The following is a 15,036-nucleotide window of genomic DNA, read 5'->3' on the forward strand; positions in this document are numbered from 1 at the left end:
GCGGTGGTGGCTGGTGCTGTTGCCGCTGGTGGTGCTCGCCCACGAAGCGCACGAGCTGGCACCGTCACCGGCCGCCTTGCCTGCGGCAGCTGGGCGATGCGCGATTTCGGCAGCTGGTCGATCGCCGGCTGCTCCAGCCTTTTGCCAACGGCGTCCGGTCCGGTGCTTTCGTATCTGCTGATGGCACTCGATATCGCTGGCTGCATGCGCGGTGGTGGGCACCGTGCGTGGGCGCTGGCCGTGATCGCGGCAGCCAATCCGCTGGCCCGCATCATCACCGCCGCCAGTGGTCATGGGGATGAGTGGCAGGTCGTCCATCGACTGCTCGGCACCGACACCGGAGCGATCGCATGCGTACTCACGCTGGCGATCGTCGCGCTACCGGCCGGCACGGCGATGCTGGTGGCCTGGCGTCCACCGCCGGTCTGCGCGCACGGGTGGCGACCTACGTGGCGCTGATGCTGATCGCCATGGCGATCACCGGGCCGGGCGTGCTGCTGGGCAATCATTTCCTACACGCGGGCGTGTGGGATCGGATGGTGGCCGGCGCCCCTTGGCTGGTGCATGCGGTTACCGCTGCGGCGCTGCTCGGCGTGCTGCTCACGGTGCGCGGGCTGCGCGCCCTCGATGTCGATGGCCCACGGGCGCGGTCGGTGGCGGCAGGTCGTTAGTGTTCGCTGGTGCCACCGCTCGAATTGCCAGGCCGGCTGGAACACCACCGCCGCGGGCTTGCGGCAGAATCGGCGTTCTTCGTTCTCGCCGTGTCGGTTCCCCGAATGCGCATGCAGCTCCGCGATGCCACGCCAGCGGACTTTCCCGCCATCCTCGCGCTCAATCACGCGTTCGTGGCGGTGCTCAGCCCGCTGGACGAGGCTCGTCTGGCCCACCTGTATGGCCAGACCGCGCAGCATCGGGTGATCGATCGCGATGGCGAGGTGATCGCGTTCCTGCTCACCTTGCGCGAAGGCGCGGCCTACGACAGTCCGAACTACCGCTGGTTTGCCGCGCGCTACCGGCAATTCCTCTACGTGGACCGCATCGTGGTGGCGGCCTCGGCGCAGGGTACGGGGGCGGGACGGGCGCTCTATCGCGACGCCTTTCGCCATGCCCGCGAGCAGGGCCTGCCGGTGCTGGTGTGTGAGTTCGATACGGTCCCGCCCAATCCCGCCTCGGCCCGCTTCCACGCAGCGCTCGGCTTCCGCGAGGTGGGCACGCAGACGCTGGAAGGCGGCAAGCAGGTCTCACTGCAGGTGCTGGAGATCGCCAAGGACACACCGCTGTCGCGGGCCAGTGATCGGTAGGCGCTTTCCCCCGGACCAGGCCGGCGCGCTTGCCTGAATGGGGGGGGGCCGGGACGGCGGCATGGCGATTGGTTTGCTGTCAGCCCAGGGCGGGGAGGGACGTCCATCGAGGGCCGCAGCGCGTCGGAAAGGGCCTACAGCGGCGTCCGTTCCCAGCTGATGGGAGCGGCGGGGCGAGGCGCGCATGCTGGCTGGACCCCGCGAGTCCGGACCAAACCGGCCGGATGTCTGGCGCAAGTGACCGACTCGGAATGTCAGGCGGAACCGACGGACGGGGTGCTTCATGGCCGGGCAGCCGCCCCCGATTGCCCGGCTTTTTGGCGCCCGCTCCCCGGGCGCCTTTTCTCTTGCCTGGAGCGGCCTTCATGCTCGATGTGCGCACCAACCGAGATGGATTCGTGGTCTACGACACGGACAGCGAGGAGCCGGTGATGCGTTTCGGCACGCTGCGCGATGCCGACGCGTTCGTCGCCGAGGCGCTGATCGCCGACCTGCATGCCAAGCTGCAGCGCTGGTCGCTCGATCACGTGTCGGCGACCCGGTGAGCCGGCGGCTCCGAATGATTCCTAGGGAAAATGACCGCGAGGCGTCCTAGGCTAGTTCTGTCCGGGGCGCGCGTCCGCAGCCCTGTCGTGCCCGCTGCGCCCCGGACGTTCCACCCCCTTCAGGCCCTGCTCCCGGGGCCTTTTCTTTTGTCCGTGACGGCGGTGGGCGAGGCCGCGCTCTGCTAGCCTTTTCGGCTACTCCCTTCACGGTTCCCGGCATGCGCGCCGACGGTATCTCGTTCCATCACCCGCTGGCGTTCTGGGCAGGCTGCGTTCTGCTGGTGGCCGGCGTGCTGGCGCACGTGCCGATGTTCCTGATGGGGGCGCCCATGCACTACCAGCTGGCGGGTATGCCGATGACGCCTACGATGCTGGTGGGCATGGCGATGATTCCGCTGGGGCTGGCGCTGGCGGCCTACGGCCTGGCGCCGCGGATCGATCAGGTGCGGCGCACGCTGCACGGTGCCCGCAGCCACGCGTATTTCCATCTTGCCGACGGCGTGCCGCTGAACCGCGAGCACTGGACGCTCGTCCTGGTGCTGGTGGTGGCACTGGCGGTGGACGTGATGAAGCCGGCGACGCTGGGCTTTGTGATGCCCGGAATGACGCGCGAGTACGCGATCAGCAAGGAGAGCGGGGCATTCCTGGCGCTGGTGGCGCTCACCGGCACCACGGTCGGCTCGGTGCTGTGGGGGCGCATCGCCGATGTGCTGGGCCGGCGCGCGGCGATCCTGCTGTCGGCGCTGATGTTCATGGGTACGGCGATCTGCGGCGCCATGCCATCATTCGGCTGGAACCTGGTGATGTGCTTCCTGATGGGCGCCTCGGCCGGTGGCTTGTTGCCGATCACCTTCACCCTGATGGCCGAGGCGGTTCCCGCGGCCCATCGCGGCTGGCTGCTGGTGGCGCTGGGCGGCATCGGCACCTCGGCCGGCTACCTGCTGGCGGCCGGCGCTGCGGCACTGCTGGAGCCGCTTTTCAGCTGGCGCGTGCTGTGGCTGCTGGGCTTGCCCACCGGCGCGCTGATCGTGCTGCTCAACCGCTGGATCCCCGAGTCGCCGCGTTTCCTTTCCAGCGCCGGCATGGAGGACGCGGCGCGTGCCGTGCTGCGGCGCTTCGCCGGGACTGGCGCGCAGGCGATCGAGACCGACGACGCCACGCATCCGGGCGCCCCCGTGGTGGACGAGCAACACCCCGTGGCCGGGCTGCGCCAGCTGCTGCGCGGCCGGCACGCGGCGATCAGCTGGGGCCTGGTGGTGTGCGGTACCGCCTGGGGGCTGGCGAATTTTGGATTCCTGCTGTGGCTGCCGGTGAACCTGGTCAAGCTTGGGGTCGACCCGGCGGGAGCCAGCGCGCTGCTGACCCGCTCGGCGTTCATCGCGCTGCCCGGCATCGGCATGGTGGTGTGGCTGTATCACCGCTGGAGCAGCGTGCGCTCGCTGGTGCTGTTCATCGCATCCACCGCGGCGGCGCTGCTGGCCTTCGTGGCAATGGTGCTGCTCGGCCTGCATTCGGCGCTGCTCACCACGGTGGCGACCGCGGCGCTGCTGGTGAGCGTGAGCGGAGTGATCGCTATGCTGATTCCCTATGCCGCCGAGATTTATCCGGTGCACCTGCGCGGTACCGGCTCGGGAGTGATCGCAGCCAGCTCGAAGTTCGGCGGCATCCTCGGCGCCGGCCTGGGCGTGCTGGGTTTCTTCGAGCACATGGCGCTGGCGGCGGCGTTGATCGCGCTGCCGATGATGGCCGCGGCGGTAATGCTGCTGCGGACCGGCATCGAGACGCGCGGGCTGGCGCTGGAAGACATCCAGACGGCCATGGCCGTCGATCCCCGGCGACACGACTGAGCGCCGCGTGTCGCGGCGCACGAGGCAACCATGAAGACGATCGGCCTGCTCGGCGGCATGAGCTGGGAATCCACCATCCCGTACTACCGCCTGATCAACGAGGCAGTGAAGCAGCGCCTGGGCGGGCTGCATTCGGCGAAGCTGCTGCTGCACAGCGTCGACTTCGCGCAGATCGAGGCCTGCCAGCGCGCCGGCGACTGGGATGCGGCCGGTGCCCACCTGGCGCAGGCCGCACGCGGCCTGCAGATGGCCGGTGCCGGGTTGCTGCTGATCGGTGCAAACACCATGCACAAGGTGGCGCCGGCGATCGAGGCGGCCATCGACATCCCGCTGCTGCACGTGACCGATGCCACCGCGCAGGCGGTCCGCGCCGCGGGCATCGCACGGGTCGGCCTGCTCGGTACGCGCTTCACGATGGAGCAGGGTTTCTATGTCGACCGCCTCGCCTCGCACGGACTCGAAGTGCTGGTGCCGCCGCCGGCCGATCGCGACGAGATCCATCGTGTGATCTATGCCGAGCTGTGCCAGGGGCGATTCGAGGATGCCTCGCGCCGGGTGTTCCGCCGTGTGATGGCTGATCTGGTCGCCCGTGGCGTCGGCGGCATCATCCTGGGCTGCACCGAGATCGGTCTGCTGGTGGATGCAGGCGACGCCGCCGTACCGCAGTTCGACACCACCCGCCTGCACGCGCTGGCAGCGGTGGAGGCGGCACTGGCCGACTGATCGGCGCGGGGGTGCGCCTGCCGCTCATGGACACGTGGCCGACCTGCCGCGGCTGGTCTAGGCTTGGCGCTTCGTTGCCGCCGGAGCCTGCGCCATGTCCTCCCCCGTTTCCATGCACCGTCTTGCCCGGCTCGCCGCGGCGCTGTTCGCACTGGCAGCCGCTGGTGCGGCCAGCGCGCAGGACGCCGCGCCGCGGGTAGCGGTAGCTGCGGGCACCCTGGTCGGCAAGGCCGCGGCCGTCGACGGCGTGGCGCTGCACGAGTTCCTGGGCATCCCGTATGCCGCGCCGCCGCTCGGTCCGCTGCGCTGGAAGCCGCCGCAGCCGGCGGCGAGCTGGCAGAAGCCGCGCGAGGCGACCGCCTTCGGCCCGCGCTGCATGCAGCTGCCGCTGTTCGGCGACATGGTGTTCCGCTCGCGTGGCATGAGTGAGGACTGCCTGTATCTCAACGTGTGGACACCGGCCGCGCCGGCGCCGGCCAAGCGCCCGGTGCTGGTGTATTTCTACGGTGGCGGCTACGTGGCCGGTGATGGATCGGAGCCGCGCTACGACGGCGCCAGCATGGCCACGAAGGGGCTGGTCACGGTCAGCGTGAACTATCGCCTGGGCGTGTTCGGCTTTCTCGCCGCGCCGGCGCTTTCGGCCGAATCGCCGAAGCACGCCAGCGGCAACTACGGCCTGCTCGACCAGGCGGCGGCGCTGCGCTGGGTGCGCGACAACATCGCGCGCTTCGGCGGCGATCCGGCGCACATCACCATCGCCGGCGAGTCGGCCGGCTCGATCTCGGTCAGCGCGCTGATGGCCTCGCCGCTCAGCCGCTCGTTGATTGCCGGAGCGATCGGCGAGAGCGGTGCGCTGATTGCCCCGATCGCCCCGCAATCGCATGCGGCCGCCGAAGCCACCGGCACGGCGTTCATGGCGCAACTGCACGCCGACTCGCTCGATGCGCTGCGCGCGCTGCCGGCGCCGGTGTTGCTACAGGCGACCGATCCGCAGACCAAGCCGGCGTTCGACTTCGCCCCCGACATCGACGGCCTGTTCCTCACCGAAGCGCCCGCCGAGACCTTCGCGCACGGCGACCAGGCGAAAGTGCCGCTGCTCGTGGGCGCCAATTCGCAGGAAGGGTTCTATCCGGCCATCCTGCACGATCGCCCGCCCACGCCGGGCAACTACCGCGCCGCGCTCGGCACCCTGTTCGGCGACCGCGCGGACGAGGCACTGCGACTGTATCCCGGTGCCACTGCCGAGGAGGTGAAGCGCTCGGCCACCGCGCTGGCGGGCGACCTGTTCATCGCACACAGCACCTGGCGCTGGATGGACCTGCATCGGCATACCGGCGGCCAGAGCGTGTACTTCTACTACTACGCGCATCCGCGCCCGGCCAAGCGCGATCCCGCGCCGGGCGAGCAGCCGGACACCGGCGCGGTGCACAGTGGCGAGATCGAGTACGCGCTGGGCAACCTCGACGGCAACCGGGTGTATGCCTGGACGCCGGTCGACCGCGCCGTCTCGCGCACCATGCAGGATTACTTCGCCCAGTTCGTGCGCAGCGGCGATCCCAACCAGGCCGGGTTGCCGGCGTGGCCGGCGGTGCGCGACGAGCACGGCGGCATCACCCGCCAGACCATCGATGCCGATACCCGCACCGAGATCGATCGCGGCGCCGCGCGGCAGGCGTTCCTGCGCGAGTTCCTGGCCGGTCATCAAAGCCCGCTGTGAGGTAGCGGTCATGCGCGCGGGCTGCATCACGTTGTGCTCAGGCAGGCGCATGGAAAATTCCGCAGACGACAGCGACGGATAACCCGCCATGCCTGTGCCCCTGCCGGACAACGAACTGCAGCGCGTCGCCCGCCTGCGCAACCTGTCGGTGCTCGATACCGTGCCCGAGCCCTTGTTCGACGGGCTGGCCGAGGCGGCAGCCCTGGCGATCGGCGCGCCGATGGCTGCCGTGAACCTGATCGACGCGCATCGCCAGTGGACCAAGGCCAGTGTCGGCCTGGAGACAGGCAAGAGCGATCCGCGCGAGGTGGCGTTCTGTTCGCACACCATCGTGGCGAGCGACCTGCTGGAGGTGCCCGATGCGCGGCGCGACGAGCGCTTCGCCAGCAACCCGGCGGTGACCTGCGATGACGGCATCCGCTTCTACGTGGGCGCACCGATCACCCTCAGCGACGGCCTGTGCATGGGCGCGCTGTGCGCGCTGGACCGCAAGCCGCGCATGCTCTCCGAAGGACAGCGCGACGTGTTGCGCGCGCTCGCCCGCGCCGCCGCGCAGGCGCTGGAGATGCGCCTGGGCTCGCTGCGCCGCGAGGCGCTGCTCGATCGCATCGGCCAGCTCGCCAGCGTGGGCGGCTGGATGCTCGACCTCACCACCAACGAGCTCACCTGGACCGACGAAACCTGCCGCCTGCACGAGTTGGCGCCGGGCTATCGGCCGACCCTGGAGGAGGCGCTGGGCTTCTATCCGCCCGAGGCGCGGGTGCGCCTGCGCGGGGCAATCGATCGCGCGCGCAGCGAAGGCGGCAGCTGGGATCTGGAGCTGCCGCTGATCACCGCCGGCGGCCGCAGCATCTGGGTGCGCGCCCTGGGCAGCGTCGATTTCGGCGAGGACGGCCAGCCTTACCGGCTGGTCGGCGCAGTGCAGGACATCAGCATCCGCCGCCACGTCGTCAACGCCCTGGAGACCAGCGAGCGGCGCTTTCGCCAGCTGTTCCAGTACAGCCTGGGCCTGATCTGCACGCACGACCACGAAGGCGTGCTGCTGTCGGTGAATCCAGCGGCCGCGCGCGCGCTGGGCTACTCGGTCGGAGAGCTGCTGGGCCGCTCGCTCGCCGATTTCGTGCCGCCGGAACGTCAGCAGGGGTTTCGCGATTACCTGCTGCGCATCATCACCACCGGCACCGATGCCGGCGTGCTCGAACTGATCGCCAAGGACGGCAGCCGCCACATGTGGCAGTACCAGAACGTGCTCGACGACGAATCGGATGATCCGTACATCCTCGGGCACGCGCAGGACATCACCGAGCGGTTCCGGATGGAGCGCCAGCTGCGCAACCTCACCGTGCGCGATCCGCTCACCGGCTGCTTCAACCGGCGCTATCTCAACGAGCTGGAGGCCGAGCCGGATCGCCGCTGGGGCTGCATCACGGTGGATCTGGACCACTTCAAGCAGGTCAACGACACCTACGGCCACCAGCGCGGCGACGAAGTGCTGGTGGACATGGCGCGCTTTCTGCAGCGCCACCTGCGCGACCGCGATGCGGTGGTGCGGCTGGGCGGCGACGAGTTTCTACTGTTGCTGCGCAATGCCGACGAGGCGACCATCGCCGAGGTGCTCGGCCGCCTCGACGCCAGCCGAGCGACGGCGCCGATCGCCTTCACGCTGGGCTCGGCCACCTTCGGTGCGGGCATTTCGCTGGACGAGGGGCTGGCCGAGGCCGATCGCCGGCTCTACGCGCGCCGCGCTGCCGACCGCGGCTGAGCCGGCTTCCCCGGCGCGCGCGTTCGCGCCACCATGCGCGTCCCCGCTGCGCTACTGGACCACACCCATGCACGATTTCGACGACGACGACTTTGCCGACGAGGCCGACGATTCGCTCGAGGCGCGGGTATGGCAACTGCTGATGCTGATCAACCCCGGCGACGAAGACACCGCGCTGCGCCAGTTCGCCGCCTGGCGTGACGTGCAGGCCGAATCCGGTGACGGTACCGATCCGCTGGAAACCGTCGCCGAAGTGATCGACTGGACCTCGGGGTTTTGCGCCGACGATGCGCCCACCCTGGTACAGGCGCTCAACGAGCTGGCCGCGCGCTGGAACCTGGCGATCGACTGGGACGGCGATCCCGACGACGAGGAGTTCTTCGACGAGCGCGACAGCGCCGACCTGCTCGCCACCGCCTACGACCGTCTGCTCGAACACGGCTACACCGTGTGGATCTACGAGAGCGCCAGCGCGGGCAGCGCCGGCTGGATCACCCTGAGCCGCGATGCCGAACCGCTGCGCGAGGTGGCTACGGCGCTGGGCATCAACCTGCGGCTGGCCAGCGAGGCCGGCTGAGTGGGTTGAAGCGAGCCCGTCAGCTCGCGCTGGCGTCATCGGCCGCCGCGTCGTCGTCGAAGCCGGTATAGCCCTCGGGGAACACTGGGGTGCCGTCTTCCTCCAGCCCGAGCAAGTCGGCAAGCGCCTTCGCCGCCGCAGCCTCGGCGACGTCCTGCTCGCGGAAGCTGCGGTTCTCGCAGATCGCGAAGTAGCTGGGAAAGCCGCCCGCGAGCGGCGTCACCGCGAGCCACGCGGTGTAGCGCGAGCCTTCGCGCGTCGCGCCGGAGCGGACGTGGTGACGATCGAGGGTGCGCTCGGCCATGGGCGGTCTCCACAGTGGGGCGCGCAGTGTAGCGTGGGTCCCGTCGGCGCTTTCCGCAGAGCGCTGCGTTCCCGCTGAGGCCGCCGGCGGCGCGGTCGGATGGGGGCTGCAAAAGTCGCCATGCGCGGCAGCGCGGCCGCCGGTAGAGTCGCCGGGTCCTTCCCGTCTGGAGTCGCCGATGACCGTTCGCCTGCCGTCCCTCCGCCGCGCGCTGTGCGCTGCGCTGTCGTTCGCCCTCGCCGGGGCAAGCCTTGCCCAGGACGCGCCCGCCGCGGCGCCGGCAGTCACCGCGGTGAAGGCCGCCCACTGGATCGACGCCGAGTCCGGCCGCGTGCGCGGTCCGGTGGTGGTGATCGTCCGCGGCGAGCGCATCGCCGAGGTGCGCGACGGTGAGGCGGCGCCGGCCGGGGCGAGGTTGATCGACCTGGGCGACGCCACCTTGCTGCCCGGCCTGATCGACGTGCACGTGCACCTCACCTCCGACCCCACCACCGGCACCGGCAACTACTACCAGGACGCGCTGACCCTGGGCGTGGTCGATGACGCGGTGATCGCACCGACGCTCGCCAAGCGCACGCTCGATGCCGGCTTCACCACCGTGCGCAACGTGGGCGCGCCGGGCTACGTGGACGTGGCCCTGCGCAACGCGATCGACCGCGGGCTGATCTCCGGCCCGCGCATGCTGGTGGCCACGGTGCCGATCGGCTCCACCGGCGGCCACGCGGACGACGACACTGGCTTTTCGTCGGACATCACCTTCGCCGGCCCCAGCGGCGTGGCCGACGGCGTCGACGCGGTGCGCGCCCGCGTGCGCGAGGACGTCAAGCGCGGCGCCGACGTAATCAAGTTCATGGCCAGCGCCGGCGTGCTCAGCAACGAGACCTCGGTGGGCGCGCCGCAGTACAGCCAGGCGGAAATGGACGCGATCGTCGAGGAGGCGCACCGCTGGGGCAAGAAGGTGGCCGCGCACGCGCACGGCGCCGAGGCGATCAACATGGCGATCCGCGCCGGGGTGGATTCGGTCGAGCACTGCAGCTTCATCGACGCCGAGGGCTTGAAGCTGGCCAAGGCGCGCGGCACCTACCTCGACTTCGACGTCTACAACGACGACTACATCCTCGCCGAGTACGCCAAGCTCGGCACGCCGCCGGCGCAGATCGCCAAGGAGAAGCTGGTAGGCCGCACCCAGCGCGAGAACTTCCGCAAGGCAGTGCAGGCCGGCGAGAAGATGGCCTTCGCCACCGACGCGGGCGTCTATCCGCACGGCTGGAATGCCCGGCAGTTTGCCAAGATGGTCGAGTGGGGCATGACGCCGATGCAGGCGATCCAGTCCGCCACCTGGAATGCTGCCGACCTGCTCGGCTGGCGCGACCGCGTGGGCGCGATCAAGCCGGGCCTGTACGCCGATCTCGTGGCGGTGAAGGGCGATCCGCTCAAGGACATCCGCACGCTCGAGCACGTCGACTTCGTGATGAAGGGCGGCCATGTCGACAAGGCCGACGGCATGGCGCGCTGAGGGCTTTGCGCATGGCTGGCATCCGCGCCGGCCATGCGCCTAAATCCGCACGAAGCTGCGAACGTGCGTCACGCTTGACCGCGATCAAGGCTGGCAGCCCGTGGCCCGCCAATCCTCCGCGCAACGTCGCCGCAAGGCGCGGCACGATGCCGGAGGAATCCCCATGGATGTCTTGCCGTTGTTCCGATGGACGCCTGCCCGTCGCGCCGGAGTCGGCGCAACGCTGATCGCACTGAGCACGTTGAGCCTGGCCCTGCTCGCGCGCCGGGTGGATGCGGTGCCCTCGTTCGCACGCCAGACCCAGCTGCCGTGCTCGGCCTGCCACGTCGGTGGCTTCGGCCCGCAGCTCACCGCGTTCGGTCGTCAGTTCAAGCTGATGGGCTACACCATGAAAACCGGCAACGGCGCGAACGTGCCGCTGTCGGCGATGCTGGTGGAGTCGTTCACGCACACCGCCAAGGCGCAGGTCGATCCGCCCGCCGACGGCTTCAGCCGCAACGACAACACCGAGCTGCAGCAGGCCTCGGTGTTCCTCGCCGGCCGCCTGAGCCAGCACGTGGGTGTGTTCGCCCAGGCCACCTACTCGCAGAACGGCGGTCTGCTCGGCTGGGACAACCTGGACCTGCGCTACGCCAACAGCTTCAACGCCGGCAAGCACAACGCGATCTGGGGCGTCTCGCTCAACAACAACCCCACGGTCACCGATGTATTCAACACCGCGCCGGCGTGGCAGTACCCGTACATGGCCGCCGACCTCGCGCCCGGTGCCCCGGCGATGCCGATGCTGTTTGGCGGCCTGGGTGGCCAGGTGATCGGTGCCAACGCCTATCTGCAGCTCGACGGCACCTGGTACGGCGAAGTGGGCGCCTATCGCTCGCTGTCGCCGGCCTTCCTGCGCAAGGTCAACGCCGACTTCGATGGCCGCCTCGCTTCTACCGCACCGTACGCACGCCTGTCGCGCACCTGGAACCTGACCGCGGGCGATCTGGAAGTGGGCGGGTTCTACCTCCATGCCCGACGTGGCCTGCCGGGTGCCAATGCCGCCGGTCAGGCGGTGGCGCTGCTGGGGCCGTCCGATCGCTTCGACGATCTCGGCGTGGACACCAGCTACCAGCGAGCCTTTGGCAGCGACCACCTGGTCACCGTCAATGCCCTGTATGTCGACGAGCGCCAGAAGCTGGACGCGACCTACGCCTCGGGCGGTTCAAGCAACCTCAACGGTCGCCTCGACGCGCTCAACCTGGATGGCAGCTACTGGTACCGCAATACCTGGGGCGCCACGCTGGACCTGTTCGCCGACAACGGCCGCAGCGATGCGACGCTCTACGGAGACGCGGGCAAGCCGGACACCCGCGGCGCCACGATCGAGGCCGATTGGAATCCGTTCGGCCAGTCCAACTCGTGGGAGGAGCCCTGGGCCAACGTGCGCGTGGGCCTGCAGTACACCTTCTACAGCCGCTTTGCCGGCCGCGTGCACAACGTGGATGGCGCCGGCCGCAGCGCCAGCGACAACAACACGACCTTCCTCTACCTGTGGCTGGCGATCTGAGTCGACGTACCGCCGCTGCCCGCATGCACGGGCGGCGGCGCTGCGCTCAATCGAGCGGACTCCAGTCCACCGCCGGTAGCGCCTCGAAGCCTGGCCGCGCGAACAGGAAGCCCTGAAACAGGCCGATGCCCATGCCTCGCAGCAGGGCGAATTCGGCGGTGGTTTCCACACCCTCGGCGATCACCTCGATGTTGAGCGCGCGGCACACGCCGAGAATCCCTTGCACGATCGCCTGGCGCACCGGGTCGCTGTCCACCGCGCGCACCAAGGCCATGTCCAGCTTGATGATGTCCGGCTGGAACTCGGCCAGCAGGTTGAGGCCCGAATAGCCCGCGCCGAAGTCGTCGATGGCGGTCCGGAAGCCCTGCCGCTGGTACTCGCGGATGATGCTTTTCAGGTGCTCCTTGTCCACCAGCTCCTCGCTCTCGGTGATTTCGAAGATCAGCTGGCGGGTGGGGAAGTTGAAGCGCCGCGCTGCCTCCAGCGTGGCGCGGATGCACGTTGCCGCCTGGTACACCGCGTTGGGCAGGAAGTTGATGCTCACGTAGCAGTCGATGCCCAGCCGCGCCGCCAGCTCCACCGCCTTCACCCGGCAGGACTGGTCGAACACGTAGCGGTTGTCCTCGGTGATCTGGCGCAGGATCGGTGCCGCTCCCGTGCCGTCGCTGCCGCGCACCAGCGCCTCGTAGGCGAACACGCGGCGCTCGCGCACGTCGACGATCGGCTGGAACGCCATGGTGAAGGCGAACGGCAAGGACTCGTGCGTCGTGCAGGCGTTGCAGGGTGGCAGAGGGCGATCGGAAGTCATGACGTCACGGAGCAAGGGATATGGGCGCACGCGCCGATGACCGGCAGTGTGCCGCACGCGGGCCGGCGTGCGACACGGGGAGTATCGGTCGGCGGCCCTGCGGGCTTAGCATCGGCGTTCCCGCCACGGCCTACGGAGAGCGCATGAAGTTCCTGGTGATGATCTACAGCGACGACCAGTTGCTGGGCGAGCTGCCCTCGGGCCAGTTCGACCACATGATGCGCGGTTGCTTCATCCACGCCGACGAGCTCAAGGCCGAGGGCCACCTGATCGAATCGCAGCAGCTGGAGCACCCGGTCACCGCGCGCTCGGTGCGCGTACGCAACGGCAAGACCACGGTGTTCGACGGTCCGTTTGCCGAGACCAAGGAATACCTGGCCGGCTTCAACCTGATCGAGGCGGCGGACATGGACGAGGCGGTGCGCATCGCGCAGAGCTTTCCGTGGTCGCGCACCGGCTGCATCGAGGTGCGCCCGATCCGCGACATGGACGCGGTGCGCGAGCGCGTCGGCGCATAAGCGAACAGGGTTTGCGCCAGCGGCGCCCGTGCGCCGATACAAAAAAGGCCGCGTCGAGTCGACGCGGCCAAGGGTTTGAACCGACCACTGCCATGGACGGAGCCGGTGTCGGAGGGGGATCCGAAGCGGCCCGCGCACGATAGGCGGGTGGTGTCTCAGATCCCGGGACGCCAGCTCACGGCCGGCTTCCCTTCGGGTCGTTCCAGCGCAGCATGGCCAGCACCGGGAAATGGTCCGACGGATACACCGCGCCCTCGTGCACGGTGATCGTGTCGGCGCGCATCGCGGTGAAGCCGCGGGTGAGGATCCAGTCGATGCGCTGGTCCGGCGTGCCGGTGAAGTTGTGGAAGGTCTTGTCCGGGCCGGCGTGCTCCGGCGCGCTGGTGCGCGCATCCGTGAGCAGGCCGGTGAGCAGGGCATGCGCGTGGCTGGCCGGCGAGGTGTTGAAGTCGCCGGTGAGCACGATCGGCACGTTCTTCGGCAAGGCCTCCAGCCGGTCCAGGATCTCCTTCGCGCCCTTGCTGCGCGCGTCCTCGTCCTGGTCGCGATAGGGCAGGTGGGTGTTGAAGAAGTAGAAGCGCCGGCCGTCGGCTTTGCGCTCGAACAACGCCCAAGTGACCATCCGCGGGAACGGGTGCCCCCAGCTGATGCTGCCGGGCACGTCGGGCGTATCGGACAGCCAGAAGTTGCCCGACGTGATTACCTTCAGCCGGTCGCTGCGGTAGAACACGCCCATGTGTTCGTCGCCGTCGCCGCCGCGGCGGCCTTCGCCGAACCAGGCGTAGTGCGGCAGCTTGGCCACCACGTAGTCGCCTTGTTCCTTGTGGAGCTCCTGGGTGCCGAACACGTCCGGATCGGCGTCGCGCACGGTGCGCACGAACAGCTCGCGGCGGTTCTCCCACACGTTGACGCCATCGGGCGAGGGCGTGCGTACGTTGAAGGTCATCACCCGCAGCGGGGCGACCGGGGCGGCGGACGCGGTGAAGGCGAGCGCCAGTGCGAGGGTGGCGAGCAGCCAGCGAAGAGGAGTGCGCATCGGGAAGCTCCTTGGGGGGAAGTCAGTCGAACAGCGCCGCGGGGTCGGCGAGGGCGATGCCCTCACGCGCCAGCGCGGCCTGGGTGGGCGCATCGCCGGCCGGCGTCACCGGTCGGCACAGGTCCCACAGCACATGGGTGCGAAAGCCCAGCCGCGCGGCGTCCTGCGCGCTCCACAGCACGCACACGTCGCGCGCCAGGCCGCACAGGTACACCGCCTCCACGCTGCGCTCGCGCAGCCAGCCGGCCAGCCCGGTGGGTGGGCGCGTGCCGCCCGGGCCGTGGTTTTCCTGGAACGCGCTGTAGGAGTCCACGCGCGGATCGCCGCCCTTGCGGATCGTCACGTCCACGCTCGACCAGTCCACCGCCGGGTGCAGCGCGGCGCCCGGCGTGCCTTGCACGCAGTGGTCCGGCCACAGCGTCTGCGGCTGGCCGTGCAGGTCGATCTGCTCGAACGGGGCGCGGCCGGGGTGCGAGCTGGCGAAGGAAATGTGGCCGGCCGGGTGCCAGTCCTGCGTGGCCACCACGTGACCGAAGCGGCGCGCGCGCAGCAGCGCGTCGATCGCCGGCACGATCGCGTCGCCCTTGTGGCAGGCCAGCGCGCCGCCGGGCATGAAGTCCGGCTGCAGGTCGATCACGATCAGGGCGGCTTGGCGCAGGTCGATACTGGGCATGCGGGTCGGGCGTGAGGGGAGGGCGTTCGATGATGCCTCGTCACCGCCCATCGAGGCGAGTGCGAGAATACGGCCCCCGTGTGGCGCCAATCGCTTGCGATGACGCCGTTCGATGGCGTATCGGCGCCGATGGCAGCGTCCCGGCCCGGCCACGCGCCCG

At 69.7% G+C, this 15,036-nt stretch carries 15 protein-coding genes; 11 read left to right on the top strand and 4 right to left on the bottom strand.

Annotated features, from left to right (window positions below):
- The first annotated feature begins 350 nt into the window (after positions 1-350).
- The 8 genes from ACTHJF_RS04670 (at position 351) to ACTHJF_RS04705 (ending at position 8,472) form a co-directional block, all read left to right on the top strand.
- On the top strand, positions 351-671 hold the full coding sequence (locus ACTHJF_RS04670; protein ID WP_440266084.1) for a hypothetical protein: 321 nt from the start codon (positions 351-353) through the stop codon (positions 669-671).
- Between the two features lie 111 nt (positions 672-782).
- Positions 783-1,301, top strand: a complete 519-nt coding sequence (locus ACTHJF_RS04675; RefSeq protein ID WP_440266085.1) for a GNAT family N-acetyltransferase — start codon at positions 783-785, stop codon at positions 1,299-1,301.
- Between the two features lie 365 nt (positions 1,302-1,666).
- Entirely contained in the window at positions 1,667-1,846 is a 180-nt protein-coding gene (locus ACTHJF_RS04680) for a hypothetical protein (protein WP_440266086.1), read from the top strand.
- A gap of 218 nt (positions 1,847-2,064) precedes the next feature.
- The gene (locus ACTHJF_RS04685) at positions 2,065-3,693 is read left to right on the top strand and encodes an MFS transporter (RefSeq protein ID WP_440266087.1); all 1,629 of its coding nucleotides are present in this window, start codon (positions 2,065-2,067) and stop codon (positions 3,691-3,693) included.
- A 30-nt stretch (positions 3,694-3,723) separates the two neighbouring features.
- On the top strand, positions 3,724-4,416 hold the full coding sequence (locus ACTHJF_RS04690) for an aspartate/glutamate racemase family protein (protein ID WP_440266088.1): 693 nt from the start codon (positions 3,724-3,726) through the stop codon (positions 4,414-4,416).
- A 94-nt stretch (positions 4,417-4,510) separates the two neighbouring features.
- Positions 4,511-6,133 carry a carboxylesterase/lipase family protein gene (locus tag ACTHJF_RS04695; RefSeq protein WP_440266089.1) on the top strand — a complete coding sequence of 541 codons (1,623 nt, stop codon included), beginning with the start codon at positions 4,511-4,513 and terminating at the stop codon, positions 6,131-6,133.
- Between the two features lie 88 nt (positions 6,134-6,221).
- Positions 6,222-7,895, top strand: a complete 1,674-nt coding sequence (locus ACTHJF_RS04700) for a sensor domain-containing diguanylate cyclase (protein WP_440266090.1) — start codon at positions 6,222-6,224, stop codon at positions 7,893-7,895.
- A gap of 67 nt (positions 7,896-7,962) precedes the next feature.
- Positions 7,963-8,472 carry a DUF6630 family protein gene (locus tag ACTHJF_RS04705; protein ID WP_440266091.1) on the top strand — a complete coding sequence of 170 codons (510 nt, stop codon included), beginning with the start codon at positions 7,963-7,965 and terminating at the stop codon, positions 8,470-8,472.
- A 19-nt stretch (positions 8,473-8,491) separates the two neighbouring features.
- Here ACTHJF_RS04705 and ACTHJF_RS04710 read toward each other — a convergent pair whose 3' ends face one another.
- Positions 8,492-8,776: a hypothetical protein gene (locus ACTHJF_RS04710; RefSeq protein WP_440266092.1), complete on the bottom strand. Its 285-nt coding sequence runs from the start codon at positions 8,774-8,776 to the stop codon at positions 8,492-8,494.
- 178 nt (positions 8,777-8,954) lie between these two features.
- Here ACTHJF_RS04710 and ACTHJF_RS04715 point away from each other — a divergent pair, with 178 nt between their 5' ends.
- Positions 8,955-10,292, top strand: coding sequence for a Xaa-Pro dipeptidase (locus tag ACTHJF_RS04715; RefSeq protein ID WP_440266093.1), 1,338 nt, complete (start codon positions 8,955-8,957; stop codon positions 10,290-10,292).
- A 163-nt stretch (positions 10,293-10,455) separates the two neighbouring features.
- Positions 10,456-11,841 (top strand): cytochrome C, encoded by a 1,386-nt coding sequence (locus ACTHJF_RS04720; protein WP_440266094.1) that lies wholly within the window; start codon positions 10,456-10,458, stop codon positions 11,839-11,841.
- 46 nt (positions 11,842-11,887) lie between these two features.
- Here the strand turns inward: ACTHJF_RS04720 and ACTHJF_RS04725 are convergent, their stop codons facing one another.
- Entirely contained in the window at positions 11,888-12,649 is a 762-nt protein-coding gene (locus ACTHJF_RS04725) for an EAL domain-containing protein (RefSeq protein ID WP_440266095.1), read from the bottom strand.
- Positions 12,650-12,792: 143 nt separating this feature from the next.
- Here ACTHJF_RS04725 and ACTHJF_RS04730 point away from each other — a divergent pair, with 143 nt between their 5' ends.
- Positions 12,793-13,167, top strand: a complete 375-nt coding sequence (locus ACTHJF_RS04730) for a YciI family protein (RefSeq protein WP_431635732.1) — start codon at positions 12,793-12,795, stop codon at positions 13,165-13,167.
- A 175-nt stretch (positions 13,168-13,342) separates the two neighbouring features.
- Here ACTHJF_RS04730 and ACTHJF_RS04735 read toward each other — a convergent pair whose 3' ends face one another.
- Positions 13,343-14,203 (bottom strand): endonuclease/exonuclease/phosphatase family protein, encoded by an 861-nt coding sequence (locus tag ACTHJF_RS04735; protein ID WP_431635733.1) that lies wholly within the window; start codon positions 14,201-14,203, stop codon positions 13,343-13,345.
- Between the two features lie 22 nt (positions 14,204-14,225).
- Positions 14,226-14,876, bottom strand: coding sequence for a bifunctional nicotinamidase/pyrazinamidase (gene pncA / locus ACTHJF_RS04740; protein WP_440266096.1), 651 nt, complete (start codon positions 14,874-14,876; stop codon positions 14,226-14,228).
- Between the last annotated feature and the right edge of the window lie 160 nt (positions 14,877-15,036).

The sequence above is a fragment of the Dyella sp. genome, from assembly GCF_051962475.1.
GTDB lineage: Bacteria > Pseudomonadota > Gammaproteobacteria > Xanthomonadales > Rhodanobacteraceae > Dyella_A.